General features: G+C 68.0%; 16 protein-coding genes. 7 read left to right on the forward strand and 9 right to left on the reverse strand.

Features of this window, described 5'->3' with window-relative positions; translation table 11 throughout:
* The 4 genes from CEK68_RS19400 to CEK68_RS19415 form a co-directional block, all read left to right on the forward strand.
* Positions 1 to 466, forward strand: a 466-nt coding sequence (locus CEK68_RS19400) for an efflux RND transporter periplasmic adaptor subunit (RefSeq protein ID WP_152240368.1), incomplete at its 5' end; no start/stop codon positions are given.
* On the forward strand, positions 463 to 3615 hold the full coding sequence (locus tag CEK68_RS19405) for an efflux RND transporter permease subunit (protein WP_152240369.1): 3153 nt from the start codon (positions 463 to 465) through the stop codon (positions 3613 to 3615). The genes CEK68_RS19400 and CEK68_RS19405, both read left to right, overlap by 4 nt.
* Positions 3612 to 4295, forward strand: coding sequence for a heavy metal response regulator transcription factor (locus tag CEK68_RS19410; RefSeq protein WP_152240370.1), 684 nt, complete (start codon positions 3612 to 3614; stop codon positions 4293 to 4295). Before CEK68_RS19405 ends, CEK68_RS19410 begins: the two co-directional genes overlap by 4 nt.
* Entirely contained in the window at positions 4292 to 5725 is a 1434-nt protein-coding gene (locus CEK68_RS19415; RefSeq protein ID WP_152240371.1) for a heavy metal sensor histidine kinase, read from the forward strand. The genes CEK68_RS19410 and CEK68_RS19415 overlap by 4 nt, the downstream gene beginning before the upstream one ends.
* A 15-nt stretch (positions 5726 to 5740) precedes the next feature.
* Here the strand turns inward: CEK68_RS19415 and CEK68_RS19420 are convergent, their stop codons facing one another.
* The 6 genes from CEK68_RS19420 to rsmD form a co-directional block, all read right to left on the reverse strand.
* Positions 5741 to 6634, reverse strand: a complete 894-nt coding sequence (locus CEK68_RS19420) for an MBL fold metallo-hydrolase (RefSeq protein ID WP_150409675.1) — start codon at positions 6632 to 6634, stop codon at positions 5741 to 5743.
* A 61-nt stretch (positions 6635 to 6695) separates the two neighbouring features.
* Entirely contained in the window at positions 6696 to 8456 is a 1761-nt protein-coding gene (ggt, locus tag CEK68_RS19425) for a gamma-glutamyltransferase (protein WP_152240372.1), read from the reverse strand.
* Positions 8453 to 8737, reverse strand: a complete 285-nt coding sequence (locus CEK68_RS19430) for a YfhL family 4Fe-4S dicluster ferredoxin (RefSeq protein ID WP_017908325.1) — start codon at positions 8735 to 8737, stop codon at positions 8453 to 8455. Before CEK68_RS19430 ends, ggt begins: the two co-directional genes overlap by 4 nt.
* A gap of 225 nt (positions 8738 to 8962) precedes the next feature.
* Positions 8963 to 9457, reverse strand: a complete 495-nt coding sequence (locus CEK68_RS19435; protein ID WP_010342035.1) for a hypothetical protein — start codon at positions 9455 to 9457, stop codon at positions 8963 to 8965.
* A 40-nt stretch (positions 9458 to 9497) separates the two neighbouring features.
* A complete protein-coding gene (gene coaD, locus CEK68_RS19440; protein ID WP_010342036.1) occupies positions 9498 to 10004 on the reverse strand; it encodes a pantetheine-phosphate adenylyltransferase in 507 nt (168 codons plus the stop codon).
* A complete protein-coding gene (gene rsmD / locus CEK68_RS19445; protein WP_152240373.1) occupies positions 10001 to 10606 on the reverse strand; it encodes a 16S rRNA (guanine(966)-N(2))-methyltransferase RsmD in 606 nt (201 codons plus the stop codon). The genes coaD and rsmD overlap by 4 nt, the downstream gene beginning before the upstream one ends.
* 222 nt (positions 10607 to 10828) lie before the next feature.
* Between rsmD and htpG the strand changes: the two genes are divergently transcribed.
* The 3 genes from htpG (at position 10829) to CEK68_RS19460 (ending at position 14683) form a co-directional block, all read left to right on the forward strand.
* Positions 10829 to 12733, forward strand: a complete 1905-nt coding sequence (htpG, locus tag CEK68_RS19450; protein WP_152240374.1) for a molecular chaperone HtpG — start codon at positions 10829 to 10831, stop codon at positions 12731 to 12733.
* Between the two features lie 221 nt (positions 12734 to 12954).
* Positions 12955 to 13299, forward strand: a complete 345-nt coding sequence (locus CEK68_RS19455; protein ID WP_152240375.1) for a hypothetical protein — start codon at positions 12955 to 12957, stop codon at positions 13297 to 13299.
* Positions 13300 to 13660: 361 nt separating this feature from the next.
* Complete coding sequence (locus CEK68_RS19460) at positions 13661 to 14683, forward strand: Ldh family oxidoreductase (RefSeq protein WP_152240376.1); 1023 nt, start codon at positions 13661 to 13663, stop codon at positions 14681 to 14683.
* A gap of 330 nt (positions 14684 to 15013) precedes the next feature.
* Here CEK68_RS19460 and CEK68_RS19465 read toward each other — a convergent pair whose 3' ends face one another.
* From CEK68_RS19465 to CEK68_RS19475, 3 genes are all read right to left on the reverse strand, one after another.
* Positions 15014 to 17890 (reverse strand): TonB-dependent receptor, encoded by a 2877-nt coding sequence (locus CEK68_RS19465; RefSeq protein ID WP_152240377.1) that lies wholly within the window; start codon positions 17888 to 17890, stop codon positions 15014 to 15016.
* A 495-nt stretch (positions 17891 to 18385) separates the two neighbouring features.
* Complete coding sequence (locus tag CEK68_RS19470; protein ID WP_152240378.1) at positions 18386 to 20800, reverse strand: glycoside hydrolase family 127 protein; 2415 nt, start codon at positions 20798 to 20800, stop codon at positions 18386 to 18388.
* A 339-nt stretch (positions 20801 to 21139) separates the two neighbouring features.
* Complete coding sequence (locus tag CEK68_RS19475) at positions 21140 to 22948, reverse strand: Svx/AvrXca family virulence/avirulence protein (RefSeq protein WP_152240383.1); 1809 nt, start codon at positions 22946 to 22948, stop codon at positions 21140 to 21142.
* Positions 22949 to 23075: the final 127 nt, after the last annotated feature.

The following is a 23075-nucleotide window of genomic DNA, read 5'->3' on the forward strand; positions in this document are numbered from 1 at the left end:
GGCCGCGCCGGCCAGCGTGGGCGTGGACGCGGTCGAGCACGGCAGCGGACAGGTACTGGCGCACGGCACGCTGGCCCTGCTCAACAACCAGATCGACACCAGCACCGGCACCATCGCGATGAAGGCGCACTTCCCCAATTCCGGGCACACGCTGTGGCCGGGGCAGACGGTGGACGCGCGCATCACCCTGGGCATGCGCAGCGGCGCGCTGGTGGTGCCGAGCGCGGCGGTGCAGCGCAGCCAGGACGGCGAGTTCGTATACGTGGTCGGCAACGACGGCAGCGTGCGCGACCAGCCGGTGCAGGTACTGGACGATGCCGATGGCGAGAGCGTGATCGGCCAGGGCCTGCAGGCCGGCCAGCGCGTGGTGGTCGATGGGCAATACCGCCTGCACCCGGGGGCGAAAGTGGTGGAAGCCAAGCCGGCCAAGCACGCCAAGCCCGCCGCGGCGGGAGCGCACGCGTGAGCGTCTCGGCCGCCTTCATCAAACGCCCGATCGGCACCTCGCTGCTGGCCATGGCGTTGCTGTTGCTGGGCCTGGTGGCCTGGCCGCTGCTGCCGGTGGCGCCGCTGCCGCAGGTCGATTTCCCCACCATCCAGGTCTCGGCCAGCCTGCCCGGCGCCAGCCCGCAGACCATGGCCTCGAACGTGGCGCAGCCGCTGGAGCGGCAGCTGTCGCTGATTCCGGGCCTGAGCCAGATGACTTCGACCAGCGCGCTCGGCTCGACCCAGGTGACGCTGCAGTTCGACCTGGACCGCAACATCGACGCTGCCGCGCTCGATGTGCAGACCGCGATCAACGCCGCGTCCGGGCAATTGCCGAGCGCGCTGCCGAGCGCGCCGAGCTTCCGCAAGATCAACCCGGCCGAATCGGCGTCGCTGATCCTGGCGGTGCAATCGCGGGTGTTGCCGCTGACCCAGGTCAACGACTACGCCGACAACGTGCTCGCGCAGCAGATCTCGCGCATCTCCGGGGTGGGCCTGGTCAACCTGTACGGTGCGCAGAAGCCGGCGGTGCGCGTGCAGGTGGATCCGGCCAAGCTGGCGGCGCTTGGCCTGAGCCTGGAGGACATCCGCTCGGTGATCGCCACCACCACGGTGAACGCGGCCACCGGCTCGATCGATGGCGCGCGCCAGGCCTTCACTGTCTCCACCAACGATCAGCTGCTGCAGAGCCAGGCCTGGAACGACGCGGTGCTGGCCTGGCGCAACGGCGCGCCGATCCGCGTGCGCGACATCGGCACCGCGGTGGACGGGCCGGAGAACGCCAAGATCGCCGCGTGGGGCTTCGCCGGCGCCGCCGCGCCGGCCGACAGCGGCATCGTCGACGGCCGCGCGATCATGATCGCCATCACCAAGCAGCCCGGCGCCAACGTCATCGACACGGTGGACCAGGTCAAGGCCGCGCTGCCCAGGCTGATGGCGTCGATCCCGCCCAGCGTCAGCGTCAAGATCCTCGCCGACCGCACGCAGAACATCCGCGCCTCGGTCAGGGACGTGGAGTTCACCCTGCTGCTGTCGATCGTGCTGGTGGTGGCGGTGATCTTCGTGTTCCTGCGCAGCGCGGTGGTCACCCTGATCCCGAGCCTGACCGTGCCGCTGGCGATCCTCGGCACCGCCGCGCTGATGTACGTGCTCGGCTACAGCCTGGACAACCTGTCGCTGATGGGCCTGACCATCGCCGTCGGCTTCGTGGTGGACGATGCCATCGTGATGCTGGAGAACATCTACCGACACATCGAGGACGGCATGGCGCCGCTGCAGGCGGCACTGCAGGGCGCGGCCGAGATCGGCTTCACCCTGGTCTCGATCTCGGTGTCGCTGGTGGCGGTGTTCATCCCGTTGCTGCTGATGGGCGGCATCGTCGGCCGGCTGTTCCGCGAGTTCGCGGTGACCGTGAGCCTGACCATCCTGGTGTCGTTGCTGGTGTCGCTGACCCTGACCCCGATGCTGTGCGCGCGCCTGCTCAAGCCGCACGCCGAGCAGGCGCAGGGACGCCTGGCGCGCGCGTTCGAGCGCGGCTTCGATGCGATGCTGGCGGCCTACCGGCGCGGCCTGGAGACGGTGCTGCGGCATCCGCGGCTGACCCTGGCCAGCTTCCTGCTGACCGTGGCCACCAGCGTGGCGCTGTTCGTGGTGATGCCCAAGGGCTTCTTCCCGCAGCAGGACACCGGCTTCATCTCCGGCACCGCCGATTCGGCGCAGGATTCGTCCTCGGCGGCGATGCGCACGCGCATGCTGCAACTGGCCGACATCATCCGCCGCGACCAGGACGTGCTGTCCTTCGGCATGCAGACCGGCGCCAGCACCTTCAACTCCGGGACCTTCTCGATCGCGCTCAAGCCCAAGGACGCAGGCCGCATCGCCAGCGCCGACCAGGTGATCGCGCGGCTGCGCAAGCGCCTGGCGCACGTGCAGGGCGTCACTCTGTTCATGCAGGCCGGGCAGGACATCAACGTCGGCGGCCGCCTGGCCCGCACCCAGTACCAATACACCCTGACCGACGCCAACCTCGACGAGCTCAACACCTGGGCACCGAAGCTGCTGAAGGCATTTCGGGCGCTGCCGCAACTGACCGACGTGGCCTCCGACCAGCAGAACGCCGCGCCGATCGCCAGCCTGACCATCGACCGCCAGCGCGCAGCCAGCTTCGGCATCACCCCGCAGCAGATCGACGCCACCATCAACGACGCCATCGGCCAGCGCCAGGTCGCGCAGTACTTCACCCAGCTCAACAGCTACCACGTGGTGCTGGAAGTGACGCCGGCGCTGCAGGGCGATCCGTCGCTGTTCCAGCGGCTGTACCTGACCTCGCCGTTGACCGGCAAGCAGGTGCCGCTGTCCACCTTCGCCACGCTCGACACCAGCAAGACCGGCTACCTGTCGGTGAGCCACCAGGGCCAGTTCCCGGCGGTGACCATCTCCTTCAACCTGGCGCCGGGCGCGGCACTGGGCGATGCGGTGGACGCGATCCAGCAGGCCCAGGCGCAGCTGCGGGTGCCGGCCACGCTCAGCGGCAGCTTCCAGGGCACGGCGCAGGCGTTCAGCGCCTCGCTGCGCACCCAGCCGTACCTGATCCTGGCGGCGTTGATCGCGGTCTACATCGTGCTCGGCCTGCTCTACGAGAGCTACATCCACCCGCTGACCATCCTCTCCACCCTGCCCTCGGCCGGCGTCGGCGCGCTGCTGATCCTGATGGCCGGCGGCTACGACTTGAGCGTGATCGCGATGATCGGCATCATCCTGCTGATCGGCATCGTCAAGAAGAACGGGATCATGATGGTGGACTTCGCCCTGCATGCCGAACGCGAACGCGGGCTGTCCTCGCGCGATGCGATCTTCGAGGCCTGCCTGATGCGCTTCCGGCCGATCATGATGACCACCCTGTGCGCACTGCTCGGCGGCCTGCCGCTAATGCTCGGCCACGGCGCCGGGTCGGAACTGCGGCGGCCGCTGGGCTATGCGATGGTCGGCGGGCTGCTGCTGTCGCAACTGCTGACCCTGTTCAGTACGCCGATCGTGTACCTGTACCTGGACCGCCTGCACGGCTGGTACCTGCAGCGGCGCCAGGCACGTCGCGCACGCACCGCCGCGCCGGAGGCGCTGCAGCCATGAAGGTGCTGATCGTCGAGGACGAGCGCAAGACCGCCGACTACCTGCAGCAGGGACTGAGCGAACAGGGCTGCACGGTCGACGTGGCCTACGACGGCATCGACGGCCAGCACCTGGCCCTGCACTACGACTTCGACGTGATCGTGCTCGACGCGATGCTGCCGGGCCTGGACGGCTTCGCCATCCTGCGCTCGCTGCGTTCGGTGAAGAGCACGCCGGTGATCATGCTCACCGCGCGCGACAGCGTGGAGGACCGGGTCAAGGGCCTGCGCGAGGGCGCCGACGACTACCTGATCAAGCCGTTCTCCTTCATCGAACTGCTGGCGCGGCTGCAGGTGCTGGCACGGCGCGGCCGCGCCCAGGAGAGCACGCTGCTGCGCGTGGGCGAGCTGCAGATCGACATGATCAGCCGCAAGGCCATGCGCGGGCGGCAGCGGCTGGACCTGACCGCCAAGGAGTTCGCGCTGCTGGCGGCCCTGGCCCGACACCAGGGCGAGATCCTGTCCAAGACCGCGATCGCCGAGATGGTCTGGGACATGAACTTCGACAGCAACACCAACGTGGTGGAAGTGGCGATCAAGCGCCTGCGCGCCAAGATCGACGTGCCGTTCGACGCCCCGCTGCTGCACACCGTGCGCGGCATGGGCTACGTGCTGGAAGAACGCGAGGACGCGAGCGGGTGAGCGCGCCGGCGCGGCCCTCGATCGCGCTGCGCCTGGCCGGCCTGTTCGCGGCCACCGCGCTGCTCGGCTTCGCCCTGATCGGGCTGGTGCTGCATCAGGTGCTGGAGCACGAACTGCGCCGGCACCAGCGCGAGGAACTGCGCTCGCACATGGACGCGGTGCGGTACATGCTGGTCAACAGCCGCTCGCCGGAGCTGGCGGCGCATGCGCGCACCCGCCTGGCCAGCCTTTCCAGCGCGCCGGACCTGCGCTTCTGGCTGTGGAGCGAGGATCCGGCGCTCCGCTACGGGCGCGGCGCCGAGGCGATGGCGGCGGCCACGCGCGGCCGCAGCGGCCTGGTGCGCATCGGCGATCCGCAGGCGCTGGGCATCGCCGACGCGCAGCCGCTATCGTGGCAGGCCATCGGCCAAACACTGCCGGCCACGCCGGTGCGCCCGCCGGTGCAGCTGATCGCGGCGATGGACAGCACACCGTTCGCGCTGACCCGGCGCCGCTTCGACATCGCCCTGGCGCTGGTCACGCTGGCCGGCACCGCGCTGGTCGGCGCGCTGGGCTACTGGACCGCCAAGCTCGGCTTGCGCCCGGTGCAGCGGCTGTCGGCCGATGCCCAACGCATCGGCCCGCACGACCGGCGGCGCCTGGACCTGCCGCGGCTGCCGCGCGAACTGGAAGACCTGGGTGCCTCGTTGAACGCGGCCTTCGACCGGCTCGATGCGGCCTATGCGCAGCAGGAAAGCTTCAATGCCGACGTCGCCCACGAACTGCGCACGCCGCTGGCCAGCCTGATCGGCCAGACCCAGGTGGCGCTGACCCGCCACCGCGACGCGCAACAGTTGCGCCAGGTACTGCAGTCGAACCTGGAGGAACTGGAACGGCTGCGCGCGATCGTCGCCGACATGCTGTTCCTGGCCCGCGCCGAGCAGGGCCAGCGCGCGCGCCAGTGCGAGGACGCCTCGCTGGCCGAGGAAGTCGGCAAGACCGTGGAGTTCTTCGAGGTGCTGCTGGACGAGGCCGGCCTGCAGGTGGAGGTGCGCGGCGACGTGGTGGTGCCGGTCGAGAAGTCGCTACTGCGTCGCGCGCTGTCCAACCTGCTGCATAACGCCATCCAGCACTCGGCCGGTCACGCGCCGATCGTGGTGGAGATCGCGCAGCGCGGCGGCGAGGCGCTGATCGCCTTCTCCAATCCCAGCGTGGCGCTGGCGCCGGAACATCTGCAGCGCCTGTTCGATCGCTTCTACCGCGGCGACGCCGCCCGCGCCAACAGCCGCGAAAGCCACGGCCTGGGCCTGGCCATCGTCAAGGCGGTGGCGAGCATGCACGGCGGGCGTGTGTTCGCGCAGCACCGCGACGGCATCACCACAATCGGGTTTTCGGTGGCACTGGACGGCACCGCTACCGGCGTGCCGGCGCACGCCGCGCTGCGCTGGTAAACCGCAACGCCGCGCTCAGGCGGCCAGTGCGCGCGCCTGCAGCGCCGGCAGTTCGTGCGCGGTGACGAAACGGCCCTTGGCATCGCGCTGGAGCTGCGCCAGCGCGCAGTCCGGATCGTGGGTGAAGAACAGGCGCACGTCGCGCGCCAGCGCGTCCTCCAGGAACGCGCGCTTCTCGTCGATCAGCAGTTCGGCGTTGCGGTCGTAGCCCATGGTGATCGGCACGTGCACCCACGAGCGGCCCGGGATCAGGTCGGCGCAGAACGCCACCCCGCCGTGTGCCTGGCCATCCTCGCCGTGGCCGGGGCCGACGATCTCGGCCAGCATCAGCCCCGGCGTGTGGCCGTCGCTGAAGCGGAATCGCACCGCCTCACCGAGCGTACGCGAATACTCGCCGTCGACCAGCTCCAGCCGGCCGCTGGCCTCGAGCAGGCCGGGCAGTTCCGGGATGAAGCTGGCGCGGTCGCGCGGATGCGGGTGCAGCGCGCGTTGCCAGTGCGCCGCGCCGACCAGGAACTGCGCGTTGGGAAACAGCAGTTCCGGCGCAGCGCCCTCGCGGTACGCGGCCAGCAGCCCGCCGGCATGATCGAAGTGAAGATGGCTCAGCACCACCACGTCGATGTCGGTATGGGCGAAGCCGGCGTCCTGCAGCGAATCCAGCAGCACGTGCCGCGCCTCCTGCACGCCGTAGCGCTCGCGCAGCGCCGGCGGGAAGAACGCGCCGATCCCGGTCTCGAACAGCACCGTCTTGCCGGCCAGCGGGCTGGCCAGCAGCGCGCGGCAGGCCAGCGCGATGCGGTTGCCGTCGTCGGGCGCGGCCCACTGCTGCCACATCGCCTTGGGCGCGTTGCCGAACATCGCGCCGCCGTCGAGTTTCTGCGAGTTGCCTTGGATGGACCAGAGTTTCATGGCGGGGATTCGGGATTCGGGATTGGGGATTGGGGATTCGCAAAAGCGGGCGACGTGCGGCTCAGCGCGCCGGCGCTGTCAGTTGCAGCACTTCGGCGCTGCCGACTTCGTTGCGCGGGTCGCTGCCGCCGCTGAGCACGTTGCGGCGCTTGTCCCATTCCACGGTCTGCAGGTTGCCCCAGACGTGGCTGGAGCCGTGGCCGTCCTCGGCCGTGTCGCCGGGCAACTTGAGCGTGTGTCCCATGGCTTCCAGGCCCTTGGCCGTGGCCGCGTCGAAGGTGCCGGTCTCCGCCTCGATCACGTCCGGCAGCCACTGGTGGTGGTAGCGCGGCAGCGCGGCGACCTGCTGCGCCGTGAGGCCGTCGTCGTAGCCGAGGATGCCGAGCAGCACCATGGTGATGATGCGGCTGCCGCCCGGGGTGCCGAGCACGATGGCCTTGTCCGCGTTCTCCATGAAGGTGGGCGACATCGAGCTGAGCGGGCGCTTGCCCGGCTTGGGCGCGTTGGCCGCGTAGCCCATCACCCCGAACGCGTTGGGCGTGCCCGGACGCAGCGCGAAATCGTCCATCTCGTTGTTGAGCAGCACGCCGGTGCCCTTGGGGATCAGCCCGGAGCCGTACAGCAGGTTGACCGTCTGGGTGGCGCCGACGCGGTTGCCTTCGCCATCGATGATCGAGAAATGCGTGGTCTCGTCGTCTTCCAGCGGCGTCGGCTGGCCGGAGAGCAGGTCGCTGGGCGTGGCCTTGTCCGGGTTGATCGTCGAGCGCAGGCCCACCGCATAGTCCTTGCTGAGCAGGATGCGCTGCGGCACGTGGGTGAAATCCGGGTCGCCCAGGAAGAAGGTGCGGTCGCGGTAGGCGCGGCGCATCGCCTCCACGGTCAGGTGCACGCGGTGCACCGGGTCCATGGTCTTGAGGTCGTAGCCCTCCAGGATCTGCAGCATGCTGGCCAGGGCGATGCCGCCGGAGGACGGCGGCGGCGCGGTGGTGATGGTCCAGCCCTTGTAGTCGAAGCGGATCGGCGTGCGTTCCTTGACCGTGTAACCGGCCAGTTCCTCGGCGGTCCAGCGCCCGCCGGCCTGCTTCACGCCGGCCAGCAGCTTCTTGGCGGTGGCGCCGCGGTAGAAGCCGTCGAAGCCCTTGTCGGCCAGCAGCTGCAGCGTGTTGGCCAGTTCCGGCTGCTTGAACACGTCGCCCACCGCGATCGGCCGGCCGTTGCGCAGGTAGACCTCGCGGGTGCCGGGATAGCGCTCCATCACCTTGCGCCGCGACTGGTAGCCCTCGGCCATGCGCGCGTAGACCGGGAAGCCGTCGCGGGCGATGCGGATCGCTGGCGCCAGCGACTGCCGCAGCGGCAGCCGGCCGTGCTTGGTCGCCAGTTCCACCAGCGCCGCCGGCAGCCCGGGGATGCCGGCCGACCACGGGCCGTTGATCGAGCGATCGCGGTCCAGCTCGCCCTTGGCGTCCAGGAACGCGGCCGGCGTCGCCGATTCCGGCGCGGTCTCGCGCGCATCCAGCATCACGTCCTTGCCGGTCCTGGCGTCGTGCAGCAGGAAGAAGCCGCCGCCGCCGAGGCCGGAGCTGATCGGTTCGACCACCGACAGCGTCGAGGACACCGCCACCGCGGCGTCGAAGGCATTGCCGCCCTCGCGCAGGATCTGCAGGCCGGCCTCGGTGGCCAGGCGGTGGCCGCTGGCGATCGCGGCGCCGGGCGGGTGCGCGGTCGGGGCGGTGGCGGTCGCCTCGGCGACCGGCGCCTCGGCCCACGCCGACGGCGTCAGGACCAGGGCGAGCAGCAGGACACGGCGGACGAGGCTTCTCATGCGGCAGGGGGCTCCTGTGGGTACAACTCGGGGTGGTCGCGCTGCAGGCGCTGCAGCTTGGCCAGCAACTGGGCGTGGGTCTCCGGGATGGCCGGGTCGGGGTCGATGCACTCCACCGGGCACACCACCACGCACTGCGGCTCGTCGAAATGGCCGACGCATTCGGTACAGCGGGCGGGGTCGATCACGTAGATCGTCTCGCCCATGGCGATGGCCTGATTCGGGCAGGCCGGCTCGCAGACGTCGCAATTGACGCAGAGCTCGTTGATCTTGAGGGACATGTGGCGCACTTCGGCACTGACCGGGGCAGTTTACCGGATCGGGGCGGGACGGCCCTGCGAAGGCGGCACTGGGGCGCGGAACGCTGTAATGCAGCGCGCGAGGCGGCTTGGGCAACTGCCGCGATGTGGCACGGCACACAGCAGAACTGCGCAGCGCAACCGCCCGTTGCGGGCGGCGCGGGATGGCGGAACCGGCGCGCATCGGCGCGCCGGCCCGCGCAGGGCTTACTTGGCTTCGACGAAGATGTAGTCGGCGCCGGTCGGCTTGACCACGGCTTCGACGCGGGCGTTGTCGGCCGGAGCGCCGATGTAGACCACGCGCACGCCCTTCATGCTGTTGGCCTCGACCTTGGCGAACGCGGCGGCGATCAGATCGGCCATCTTGGCCGAGGCCGAGGAACCGAACGCCAGCATGTTGCCCGGCTGGATGCCGCGGCCGATGGCGGTGGTGGCGCTTTCGACCTGGCGCTCGTACTTGGCCTGGAACTCCGGATCCGATTCCGGCGGCAGGTAGTACAGGAACGGGCTGTTGGTGACGTTGCCCATGTTCTGGATCGCCACTTCCTGCAGGTACTTCTTCCAGCCGGCGTCGTCGTCCTTGGCCGGGGCGGTCAGCGCGGGCTGCGCGTCGGCGGCCGGCTTGGCGGCTTCTTCCTTCTTGCAGGCAGTGAAGCCCAGGGCCAGCGAAGCGATCAGCAACGCGCGTGCGGTGGTGTTCATGGAACGGCTCCCTCTGTGTCGTCAGTGAATGGTGGTCGGCTCAGCGCTGCGCGGCGGCCTGGCGGGCCTGGACCAGCGCCTGCACCACCGACGGCGGCACGAAGCCGGAGACGTCCCCGCCCAGGCGCGCGATCTCGCGCACCAACGAGGACGAAATGAAGCTGTGTTGCTCGGCCGGGGTGAGGAACAGCGTCTCCACCTCCGGGATCAGATGCCGGTTCATGCTCGCCATCTGGAACTCGTATTCGAAGTCCGACACCGCGCGCAGGCCGCGCAGCAGCACGCCGCCGCCGACCGAGCGCACGAAATGCGCCAGCAGGGTGTCGAAGCCCAGCACTTCCACGTTGCGGTGCCCGGCCAGCGCTTCGCGGGCCAGCGACACGCGCAGGTCCAGCGGCAGGGTCGGCCCCTTGGACGGGCTCTGCGCCACGCCCACGATCACCTGCTCGAACAGCGGCGCGGCACGGTTGACCAGATCGATATGGCCGTTGGTGATCGGATCGAAGGTGCCGGGATAGACGGCGATGCGGCTATGGGCCACGGTCATGCGTCGGGTACCGCGTGAAGGTCGCCGGGAAGTGTAGCAGCGGTGCGCCGGTACAGGGCAGCGCGCACCTCGCGGCTGCCGCTCTCGCGGTACAGCGCCCAGGGCGCGGGCGGCGCCGGTCCCTGCCCGGCCGGCGACTCCAGGTACAGCCAGGCATCGGCCGCCAGCCGCGCCGGCAGGCGTTGCAGCACCGCGTCCCACAGCCCGGCGGCGAACGGCGGGTCGACGAAGGCGATGTCCGCCAGGGCCTCGGCCGGCGCCTCGGCCAGCCAGCGCAGCGCATCGCCCTGCACCACCTGCACCTGGTCCTGCGCCTGCAGCCGCGCGACCGTGGCGCGCAACTGCGCCGCCTGGCCCGGATCGCGTTCGACCAGCACCGCAGCGGCCGCACCGCGCGACACCGCCTCCAGCCCCAACGCGCCGCTGCCGGCGAACAGGTCCAGCACCCGCGCCCCGGGCAGCACCGGCTGCAGCCAGTTGAACAGGGTCTCGCGGACCCGATCGGAGGTCGGGCGCAGCCCGGCCAGGTCCGGCACCGGCAGCCGCGTATTGCGCCAGCGCCCGCCGATGATCCGCACCTGGCCGCCGCCGGGACGGCTCATCGGCGGCCTCGCAGGGGCCGGGACAGGCGGGACGGGGAACGCAGGAACGACATGGGCGGTGGGCAATGGGTGGCGCGGAAACGGGGTCCGGATCATAGACCAGCGCGGTGTCGCGCGTATGCGCGGCGCGGCGCTTGAAGCCGGCCGCGGCCGCCACCATGTCGGCCGGCAGAGTCGCGCCCTTCTCCGCGCGGCCGCCCATCCTTCATGGAGCACCTACCGATGAGCGTGGAAACCCAAAAAGAAACCCTGGGCTTTCAGACCGAGGTCAAGCAGCTGCTGCAGCTGATGATCCATTCGTTGTATTCCAACAAGGAGATCTTCCTGCGCGAGCTGATCTCCAATGCCTCCGACGCCGCCGACAAGCTGCGCTTCGAGGCGCTGGTCAAGCCGGAGCTGCTGGACGGCGACGCGCAACTGCGCATCCGCATCGGCTTCGACAAGGACGCCGGCACCGTCACCATCGACGACAACGGCATCGGCATGAGCCGCGAGGAGATCGTGGCGCACCTGGGCACCATCGCCAAGTCCGGCACCTCCGAATTCCTCAAGCACCTGTCCGGTGACCAGAAGAAGGACTCGCACCTGATCGGCCAGTTCGGCGTCGGCTTCTACAGCGCCTTCATCGTCGCCGACCAGGTCGACGTGTACAGCCGCCGCGCCGGCCTGCCGGCCAGCGAAGGCGTGCACTGGTCCTCGCGCGGCGAAGGCGAGTTCGAGGTCGCCACCATCGAGAAGGCCGAGCGCGGCACCCGCATCGTGCTGCACCTGAAGGACGACGAGAAGGACTTCGCCGACGGCTGGAAGCTGCGCGGCATCGTGCGCAAGTATTCCGACCACATCGCGCTGCCCATCGAGTTTCACAAGGAACACTACGGCGAGGACAAGGACAAGCCGGAAACCCCGGAATGGGAGACGGTCAACCGCGCCAGCGCGCTGTGGACGCGTCCGCGCACCGAGATCAAGGACGAGGAATACCAGGAGCTGTACAAGCACATCGCCCACGACCACGAGAACCCGGTGGCGTGGAGCCACAACAAGGTCGAGGGCAAGCTGGAGTACACCTCGCTGCTGTACGTGCCCGGCCGCGCCCCGTTCGACCTGTACCAGCGCGATGCCTCGCGCGGGCTCAAGCTGTACGTGCAGCGCGTCTTCATCATGGACCAGGCCGAGCAGTTCCTGCCGCTGTACCTGCGCTTCATCAAGGGCATCGTCGATTCCAGCGACCTGCCGCTGAACGTCTCGCGCGAGATCCTGCAGTCCGGCCCGGTGATCGACTCGATGAAGTCGGCGCTGACCAAGCGCGCCCTGGACATGCTGGAGAAGCTGGCCAAGGACGACGCCGAGCGCTACCAGGGCGTGTGGAAGAACTTCGGCCAGGTGCTGAAGGAAGGCCCGGCCGAGGACTTCGGCAATCGCGAGAAGATCGCCGGCCTGCTGCGCTTCGCCTCCACCCACGGCAGCGACGGCACACAGAACGTGTCGCTGGCCGACTACGTGGCGCGGATGCAGGACGGCCAGGACAAGCTGTACTACCTGACCGGCGAGAGCTACGCGCAGATCAAGGACAGCCCGCACCTGGAAGTGTTCCGCAAGAAGGGCATCGAAGTGCTGCTGCTCACCGACCGCATCGACGAGTGGCTGATGAGCTATCTCACCGAGTTCGACGGCAAGTCCTTCGTCGACGTGGCGCGCGGCGACCTGGACCTGGGCAAGCTCGACAGCGAGGAAGAGAAGCAGGCCAAGGAAGAAGCCGCCAAGGCCAAGCAGGGCCTGGTCGAGCGCATCCAGAACGTACTCAAGGAAGACGTCTCCGAAGTGCGCGTCTCGCACCGCCTGACCGACTCACCGGCGATCCTGGCCATCGGCCAGGGCGACCTCGGCCTGCAGATGCGGCAGATCCTCGAAGCCAGTGGCCAGAAGCTGCCGGAGAGCAAGCCGGTGTTCGAGTTCAACCCGGCGCACCCGCTGATCGAGAAGCTGGATGCGGAAGCCGATGGCGAGCGCTTCGGCGATCTGGCGAAGGTGCTGTTCGACCAGGCGGCGCTGGCGGCTGGCGACAGCCTGAAGGACCCGGCGGCGTATGTGCGGCGGCTCAACAAGTTGTTGTTGGAGTTGTCGGTGTAGGCCTGAGACATGTGATTGCGAAAAGAACGAAGCCGGCATGCGCCGGCTTTGTTTTTTACACGGCCCTCCGAGTACCCGAAGCCCAACAACCTTGCAGGATTCCGGTTCCGCGTTACGGTTGTTGGCTCAAGGCAGAACATGGCGTGGGCACCAGTTCGAACCGGCCGGCGTGATCACAGCCGTGTCCTTCGCAGCCCGCAAACGCGCGCACCGAATAAATAATGCCAGCATTAGCAGCACAAAACAGACACAGAAAATCCCCTGCCTTAAATTTACTTGAACTGCACATCAACTCTATTTATCGATTTCAACAAAATGCCGCAAATCAAGAGGAGAGAAAGGCCAACAACAGCGACAGCATTCATCAAAAAAAGATCAAACCAGCTCAAAAACACCACATGGCCATGCTGGTTATACTGGTAGATCTTGCCAATCGAATAATTTGCAACGCTGGGACTACCCGAAATTACTACCCTAGCAATGTAGGGCTCGCCAATAAAAACCATGGCAGCGCCAGCAAGAAAACTCGGAATTACGAAAAATCTTGCAACCTTAGTCTTCATTGATCACCAACTATCAATTGCGCACCAGCATGCGTTGAAGGCTCCACACTACCAAGCCAAACCAACATCCCTTGCAGGACCGGCTGACCTTGTTGAATTATCGAATGCGCTCAGGGCTGGCCGTCAAGGAAATTCCACGCGCCCGATGAGCGGTCTCCCGCTTAGCTGAAACGTTGGACGTCGTCAGTCTGATCTGTTGCGCAATCCCGAGGGATCAGTCATGACGCTACCTCGGATGTAGTGCAGGCATGCAAGATACCTGCCCGGCACGCTGGTAGAGCTGCCTGGTGACCTGCCGCTGCCAGGCTTTTCGCGAAGCGCCGCGCAGGCGAGAATCCGCGTCACTTCCTGGCCACCCTCCTCGATGAACAGCAACCCCACCCTCACGCTGTCCCTGGACCAGGCCACCACCCTGGTCGAACGCATCCTGACCCACGCCGGCTTCAGCCCGGCGCACGTGCAGGCGCTCACCCACACCATCGTCGCCGGCGAACGCGACGGCTGCGCGTCGCACGGGTTGTACCGGACGCTCGGCTGCGTGGCGACGCTGCGCAACGGCAAGGTGGTGGGCGACGCCGAGCCTGTCGTGCACGACCATGCGCCCGGTATCGTGCGGGTCGATGCGCGCGGCGGATTCTCGCTGCTGGCGTTCGAGCGTGGGCTGCCGCTGTTGATCGAGAAGACCCGTGCCAATGGCCTGGCGGCGCTGGCGATCAACCATTGCGTGCATTTCTCTGCGCTATGGCCGGAGGTCGAACGCATCACCGAGGCCGGGCTGGTCGCGCTGATCTGCAATCCCAGCCATGCCTGGGTGACCCCGGCCGGCGGGCGCACGCCGCTGCTGGGCACCAACCCGCTGGCGTTCGGCTGGCCGCGCGTGGACGCGCCGCCGTTCGTGTTCGACTTCGCCACCAGCGCGGTGGCGCGCGGCGAGATCGAGCTGCGTCGCCGCGCCGGTCAGCCGATTCCCGAAGGCTGGGGCGTGGACGCGGCCGGCGCGCCGACCACCGATCCGGCCGCGGTCGCCGACGGCGGCGCGATGCTGACCTTCGGCGGCCACAAGGGCTCGGCGCTGTCGGCGATGATCGAACTGATCGCCGGGCCGTTGATCGGCGACCTGACCAGCGCCGAATCGCTGGCGCACGACGCCGGCGCCGGCGCTTCGCCCTACCACGGCGAACTGATTCTGGCACTGGATCCGGCGCGCTTTCTTGGCGCCGACCGCGCCGCACACCTGGCCCGTGCGGAAGCCTTTTTTGCGGCCTACGAGGCCACCGGGGCACGCTTGCCGTCGCAACGCCGTTACCAGGCGCGGGAAAGCAGCCGCAGCGAAGGCGTGCGGATTCCGCAGGCCCTGCATCAGGATCTGCTGGCCTTGCTCGACTGAAGAAGACTATTGGTAACGCGCTTCAACGCGACTCAGCGGGACATGCCGTTGTCGCGTAGAAGCGGCGTCAGCCGCGACCGGCATTACTGTTGAGGCGTCGCGGCTAAAGTCGCTTCTACAATTGAGCTTCAGCGCATCGTGTGCTCGTGTCATGCGCGCGCCAGATGCGGGTGAGCAAGCGCCCCGCCCGCACGATCCGCGGGCAGGAACGGCATTACCGCCGACGTGGAATCCCGCTAGCAGGTGGAATCGCGCCTGGCCGTGCGGACCGCGGCGGGTTCTACCCGCCACGGCACTGTCACCTACTCGCCTGCGCAATCAGGCTCCGCCTCAGAACTTCACCGTCGCCCGCGCCCAGTAGTAGCGGCCGAGCAGATCGTAGGTGGCCACGTCGGTGTTGGCGTTGGTGACGTTGTTGGCGTAGTACAGCGGCGGCTGCCGATCGGCCAGGTTGTCCACGCCCACTTCGAAGCGGGTGTTCCACGGCTTGACCTGATAGCCCACCTGCACGCTGTGGTAGACGTAGGCGCCGATGTCGCGGACCACGGCGGGCTGGTCGGCATCGGCCGACAGGCTCTGGCGGGTATCGGCGCTGCCGATCTCGGTGCGGCCGATGTAGCGGACACGCCACGACGCGCTCCAGTCGCCCAGGTTCCAGTTCAGCGTGCCCAGTGCACGCCAGCGCGGGAAGTTGCCGTAGGCGTAGGTGTACTTGCCGGCGTTGTGGATGGTGACGGTGCTGGCGTCGGTGGTGTCGGGGTTGATGTCGTAACGGATCACGTAGGTGCCGTTGAGGCCGGCGCTGAAGTTGCCCCAGGCGGTGTCCGGCAGGCGATAGGTGAGGCTGAAGTCCGCGCCGCTGGCCCACAGCTTGCCGAGGTTCACGGTGGGCTCGGCGATGTAGTTGATGGTGCCGTTGTCGTTGCGGTGGATCAGCGCGCAGAACGCGCTGGCATCGTTGGCGTAGCACTGGTTGAGCACGGTCTGCGCCGAGACCTGGGTGATGGTGTCCTTGAGGTTGATCTTCCACAGGTCCGCGCTCATCGACAGGCCCTCGACCCAACCCGGGTCGTAGACCACGCCGAAGTCGTAGGACATGCCGGTCTCCGGCTTGAGCTGGTAGCCAGCCACCGCCGCGCCGGAGGCCTTGGCGCCGACCTGGTTGTCGGCCTGCTGGTAGCTGCCGTCGGTGGGCACGTTGGCGCAGGCCGCGGCATGGCCGCCGGTATAGCCATTGCACGGGTCGGTGACCGACGGCGAGTCGCCGGCCACGCCGGCATACAGCTCGCCGATGTTGGGCGCGCGGAACACCTGCGAGGCGGTCCCGCGCAGCAGCAGGTTCTCGATCGGGCGGTACTCCAGCGAGATCTTGCTGTTGGTCTTGCTGCCGACGGTGTCGTAGTCGGAGAAGCGGCTGCCCACGGTCAGGTTGAGCGAGTGCACACCCGGCAACCCGGCCAGCAGCGGGAACAGCGCTTCGGCATAGGCTTCCTTGACGCTGAAGCTGCCGCCGAGCACCGAGGCGCAGTACTCGAGCACGCCGCACATGCCGTTCTCGTCGCCGGTCCACAGCGGATCGGCGGCGGTGCTGGTGCTTTCCTTGCGATAGGAGACACCCACGGCCAGGCTCGCGGTGCCGGCCGGCAGCGCGAACAGTTCGCCGTTGGCGTTGGCCTCGAACTGCTTGACCGTATAGACGTTGGTGACGATCGGATTGACCACCAGCGCTTCCAGCGCCGCCTTGTTGCTGGCGGCGTTGAGGTTGAACACGTCGATCGGGGTGCAGCCGGCGATCGGCGTGCCGGCGCTGCCGCACTTGACCGTGCCGTCAGCGGCGAGGAACGACGGCCCGACCGCGGCGTTGAAGCCGGCGTAGTCGAGGAAGCCGTAGTTGATCGACTTCTGCTTGACCTTGCCGTAGTTGAGGCTGGCATCCCACTGCCAGGAACTGTCGCCGAAGCTGCCGCGCAGGCCGGGATTGATCTGGAAATTGTAGGTGTTGTACTCGTAGCGGCGGTTGCCCAGCACCGTGGCGCGGGTGTTGAAGTTGTTGTACGAGGTGCCGGTGCTGCGGTCGGTGCCGAAGTTGACCCCGAACGGGTTGTAGTAGCTGGCGGAGGAGACCAGGAAGTTGTCGCCGTTGGCGAAGATCGGGATCGGCGCGATGATCGAGGACGAGGTGGTCTTGCTGAAATAGGTGTTGACGTAGCCTTCCAGGTGGTCGCTGAAGCGGTAGCTGCCGAGCACGAAGGCGTTGGTGCGTTCCTGTGGGGTCTGCAGCAGGTTGTACGGCTGGTAGTTGTAGGAATCGGTGGAGGCGACGTAGCAGTGGTACTGGCTGGCGTTGGTCGGGCTGCTGCTGCCGCCGTTGAAGGTGACCCGCGAACAGCCGTTGCTGGCCGCCAGCGCCTTGGCCGCGGCAGAGCCGTCATTGAAGCTGATGCTGCCGGTGGGCGTGGCCGAGGAGCCCTGCTTCACCCCAACCCCGTCGATCAGCGACAGCGCGTCCTTGGAATACGCGCGCGCGCCGGCCGAGACCGGGTCGATGTCGTGATAAGACAGGCCGGCGACGATGCTGCCGCGCTCGCCGGTCTTGCCGGCGGTCAGCGAGAAATTGCGGCGGTTGCCGTCGCTGCGCGAACTGGTGCCGAAGTCGGCGCTGGCCTCGATACCGTCGAAGCCCTTGCGCAGGATGAAGTTGACCACGCCGCCGATCGCGTCCGAGCCGTACACCGCCGAGGCGCCGTCGCTGAGCACTTCCACCCGCTCGATCATGGTCGCCGGGATCGCATTGACGTCGTTGCTGGCCAGGCGCGTGCCGTTGACCAGGACCAGGGTGCGCTTGTCGCCGAGGCCGCGCAGCGAGATCACCGAGGCGCCGGTGCCGCCGCCGTTGTTGGTATTGGGGTTGGTGGCGTTGCCGGCGATCGACGGCAGTTCCTGCACCAGATCGCCCAGCGTCGCCTTGCCGGTGGCTTCGATCTGCGCGCGGCTGATGGTCACCACCGGATTGGCGGTCTCGGTATCGACGCGGCGCAGGCGCGAGCCGGTGACCACGATGCTGTCCAGGGTCTGGGTGGCGCTGTCGGCGCTCGCCTCCTGCGCCTGCGCCGCCCCTGCGCTCCCCAGCGACAGGGCGGTGGCGACTGCCAGCGCCAGCGGCGTCGCGGCATGACGGAAGGAAGGGCGTGGCTGCGGAAACGACATGGGCGAACTCCTGGACGATGGCGAGACGGGAACGGTGCAGAAACGCAGGCCGAACGACGCCATGCCGGCGCCATGCCGACGGACGGACCTGCTGGACGGTGGCGCCTGCGCGGCGCCTGCGGTGGCCTGCCTGCACCGGACCACGACGGCCTGGCGCACAACGGGGAGGCCGATCTCCTGCGCGCACGGCCGTGCGCGGCTCCCCGCTCCTGCAATGACGTCCGACGACGATGGCGGCGCTCCGGTGGCGCACGCCGGCGCCACGGCCGGTACGACGATGCGATCAGATTTTCATCACGCGGTCACACTGTGCCGTGTGCGCACGCCCGCGTCTTGTCGCGATTCGCGGTTTCGCATGCGGAATCATGCATGGTCGTGCGGGGCTGCGCGCCTGCATGAGGCGCTCGTGACGAGGCGTGGCGTTGTGTCGCGCAGACACCGACACGGCAGGCACACACTGTCATCGGCTGCGCACGGCAATGCCGCTGTTTGCGGTCACGCCGGGATCAGCCAGCCGCCGAACAGCGGCCCGGCGGTGTCGCCGTGCTGCGGCTCGATGCGCACGATCAACGGCTGCGCATCCCGGGTGAGCGCCGGCGGCAGCGGGTAATCGCGGTCGACGAAATCGATCACCTGGCCGCGCTCCACCGCCACTTCCACGGCCAGCTTGCCATTGATCAGGATGTTGAAACGGCCCTTGTCGCTGCCCCAGAAGCGCAGGCGCAGCGCCAGCGGCTGCGCGCTGCCGCGCATGCGGAACTCGACGAAGCCCTTGCCGCGCACGTCGCGGCACTGCTGCCGACGGTAGGCGCCACCGAAGGAGGTATCGCTGCGCAACTGGTGCGCCTGCTCGGAGGCCTCGTCGCCGAACTGGATCATGTCCACCGCGATCGCACGCAGCTTGTCCTGCTCGGCCTGGCGCCGCGCCCGCCGCTGCGCTTCCTGCGCCCACTGCGCAGGATCCATACGCTTGAAATACAGCGCGCTGCGGCGCTCGTACTGTGCGTAGAACGGGACGAAGGTCAGGCCCGTTGGCTGCGTGCTGCCGGCCAGGAAATGGCCGGGCTGCGGCAGCTCGACGAAGCCGCGCAGCGGATCGGCCGCGGCCACCAGCGCCGGGTCCGGCGCGTCGTACGGCGTACTCACCGGCCCCAGGTCGGCGGCCAGCGCCAGCGGACCGCGCATCACCACCACCGTGTCCGCATCGCCGGCGGCGTGTTCCAGCCGCAACGGCGTGGCCAGGTCCATGTCGATCACGTCGCCGGCGCGCCAGTCGCGCTCCAGCGCCAGATAGCCATCGGCCAATGCCGCACGCGCGGGCGTGCCGTTCACGCGCAGGGTGTAGCGGCCCTCGCACCAGGCCGGCACCCGCAACAGCAGCCGGCGCGGCGCGCGTGCGCCGGCACGCAGCACCTGCAAGCGCACCTTGCCGTTGTCGGGCACGCCGCTGTCCAGTTCCAGCGCCAGGTCGCGCTCGCTCCAGTCCAGCCGCGAGGGGATATAGAGATTCACGTACAGCGAGGTGGCGTCCTGCCAGTAGATCGCATCGCCGAACTGCGCATGCGCTTCCATGCCGCTGCCGACGCAGCACCAGAACGAATCGAACTTGTCGGAGAAGCCGCGCTCGCCGCCGCTGATCATCGGCGTCATGTAGGTGAACATGCCGGTGGCCGGATGCTGCGCGGCCATGGTGTGGTTGTGCAGCGTGCGCTCGTAGTAGTCGAAGTAGCGCGCCTGCGGCGTCCACTGGTACAGGTGCCGGGTCAGCTTGAGCATGTTGTAGCTGTTGCAATGCTCACAGGTCTGCTCGGTCAGGAACGCGGCGATGGTGTCCGGCTCCTGGAAATACTCGCGGTCGGCATTGCCGCCGATCACGTAGCTGTAGTGCGCGGTCACCGTCTCCCAGAAGAAGCGCGCCGCCGCGGCCGCATCGGCATCGCCGGCGACCTCGAACTGGCGCGCCTCGCCGATGAACTTGGGCACCTGGGTGTTGGCGTGGATGTGCGGCAGTTCGTCGCGCCCGGCCACGGCCGGGTCGATCACCTTCTCGTGGCGCAGGCGCTTGCCGATGGCGATCCAGCGCGCATCGCCGGTGCGCGCGCCCAGTTCGATGTAGGACTCGTTGAGCCCGCCGAACTCGGTATCCAGCAGGGTCTGCATCTGCGCATGGTCGAGCGCGTCGAACACACCGGCGAGATAGCCGGCCAGCGGCAACAGCACCTGCAGCGCTTGTGCGTTGCCGGCCAGTTCTTGCGCGTCGAGCAAGCCGGCGAACAGTTTGTGCACCGTGTACAGCGGCGACCAGCTACCGTTGAGATTGAACTTGCTGCCCTTGATGACGCCGCGGCGCACTTCCTCGAACACCACTTTGCCGCTGTCGATGGCGCCGTTGTCGTTCTTGCGGGTGAGCCCGCCGACGTAGCCGTCCGCGTCCTTTGCCTGCGCGCGCGCCAGTTCGGCGACGATGTAGTCGATGCGCTCGCGCAGTGCGGGATCGCGGGTCTGCGCGTGCATCTTCGCCAGTGCGCTGAGGTAGTGGCCCAGCGTGTGGCCGGCGATGGTGTCGCCCTCCCAGCCGCCGTACACCGCGCCCTTCGGCGGCAGGCCGGCGTACTGCAGGAAGTTGTGCAGCAGGCGGTCCGGCTCCAGTTCCAGCAGGTAGCGGCGGTTGGTCTGCAGCGAATCCAGGAACATCGACGGCTTCAGCGTGACCTGCTGCAAGGGCAGCGCCTGCACCCGGCCCGGGGTGGACGCGGCGGCGTCCAGTGGGAAGCGCAGCAGCCCGGCGGCCACCGCCAGTGCGCTCCATTGCAGGAAGCGCCGTCGCGAGGGATCCAGCGCGGCCCCAGCCGCATCGGAAGCTGCGTGCGCGCAGGCGGCGCCATGCCGATGCATGCCCTGCCCGCTCATCGCCGGCCTCCCGCGTGCGAGGCGGCATGCGGGAAAGAAACGCATCGAGGCATGGACTGCTCCTGTGTGAGATGTCGGGACGCCGACGCCGCAGGGCAACGACCAGCGGATCCATGGTCACTGTGTCATCCGGGTGACAGCACGTCTTGTCCCCACTGATGCGTACAGATGCGGATTTCTGCCGAATCGCCGTGCCGACCCGGCGCTGGCGACCAGGCCCTGCGGGCAGCGCGGGCGAACGCGGCCGACACGCCAATGCGCTGCGGCTCATGCGCCACCTACACGACGCGTCGCGTCATGCCGGGATCGCGACACCGCCTGGCAGTCATTGCCGGTCGATCATTGCGGCTTCGCCGTGACCTCCGGCACCGCGTCGGTAAGGTCGGCGCCATAGTCGGGATCGGACACCGTATCCGCATCGACGTAGCCGTAGAACACGCCCTTGCTGGCCGACGCGCCGCGTTGTTCGACGTCGCCACGCAACTGCGTGGAACCGGACAGCGTGAACCCGCCGAACGCCCCCGCCGGCTTGAACACCGTATGCAACTGGGCGCGATCCTTCACCGTCACCCCGTCCTGCAGCAGGCTCAACCCGCCAACCAGGGCGCCGTCCTGCGCCTGCCCGCCCAGGATCGTCGCGTGGTCCTCGATCCGCGCATCGCCCAGCACCTTGCCCCCGAGCACCCGCGCATGCGGGCCGACATAGGCCGTCGACGCGACATACGCGTTCTGCGCGACCCAGCCACCGCCGTTGGGATGGCGGCTGCCGACGCGCGTCTGCGTCGGCGCACCGGGCTGCTGGCCCGACGGATACGCGTTCTCCAGCGTGACGCTCCACGGGTAGCGGTAGACCGAATAGTAGGACTGATCCCACTTGATCTTCTGCATCTTGCTCGGCGTCCCCATCACCACCAGATACAGGTCGCTGTCATCGCTGCGCACCTGGAACGACAGCGCGGCATCGGCGCCTCGCTGCAACGCGCTGTAGCGCGGCTTGCCGTTCGCCTCGATTGCGACCAGGCCCCAGCGCCAATCCGAATCCGGCGTGCCGATGGTCTCGGGGTCGTTGGCCAGGCCCGGCAACGTGTCGACCGCCGACTTCTGCTGCACGTTGCCATGGAACTTCACCACGACCGCATTCGCACCCGCCGCGGGAATCAGCCTGACCAGGTTGTAGCCCCAACGCTGCGGCGCCCAGTCGAACGGCACTTGGTAGACGCCTGTCTGGCCCTGCACCGGATCCAGCTGGGTCAGGCGCAGGGCGCGATCGCGATTGGTCTCATCGGCCAGGTTTTCCGGATCGAACGCGGTATTGCTGCCGTATTGCTGGCGCATCACGACGCCATGGTCGCGACCGTCCGGGTCGGTGTAGTCCCACTGCACGTTGTGCATGGCCCAGTCGCCGAACACGTCGTTGAGCTGCGACTGGCTCCAGCCCATGTTGTCGCGAATGATCGAGAACGGATCGGCATCGGCCTGGCGCGAATCGCCGGGTTTGGGCGCCTTGGCCCACAGATCGTTGATGATCGCGTAACCGAAGCGATCCTTGAGGTACTCCATGAATTGCCAGTTGCAGTAGCGATCGCGGGTCGAGCCAAGATAGAGATGCGGGTAGTTCACCAACATCTCCGAGCACTGCACGTCGTCGTGGAAATACTGGTGCGCCATCCAGTTCGCATGCGATTCCCAGATCCAGCCGACGTACGGCGAGTCGCGCAAGCCGCCGGTGCTGCCCTGCAAGCCATGGGTCAATTCATGCGCCAGGCCCCAGTGATACCCCAACTGGTCCGGATTGATCCACATGCCCATGCCGCCGCTGGCGGAAGTACCGCCGTTCAGGCCGAAGCTGTGGTCCAGGTAGACGCTGACCTTGTACTTCGTTTGCGTGTTGCAGTAAGGCTCGGGAAACCCGACGCGCTCCATGTAGGCAGACCAGATCAGTTCCAGCTCCTTGGCTGCCGAGGCGACGTCGTCCTGCGACACGGCTTGCCCGTCCTTCCAGCGGAACGCGAAGTGCTGGGTTTCGTAGCGAACTGCCGGCATGTCGGTATCGCCGGGATTGGCGATCCATTGGCCGGCAGTGCAGACCGCCGCGGCCGCCGCCTGCGCATGTTGCGCAGCCAAGGCCAGAACAGCCGACAGGCACATCGTGGAGACCAGACGCACGAATCGAGAAGCAGCAAGTTTCACGGCTCTACACTCCTCTTGTCCGACGACATTGGATGAATAGGACGATCGACGCGCGTTCCGCCGCACCAGCCTGCAGTGATTGAGG

It is taken from the genome of Xanthomonas sp. LMG 12461 (assembly GCF_009192935.1).
Classification (GTDB): Bacteria; Pseudomonadota; Gammaproteobacteria; order Xanthomonadales; family Xanthomonadaceae; genus Xanthomonas_A; species Xanthomonas_A sontii.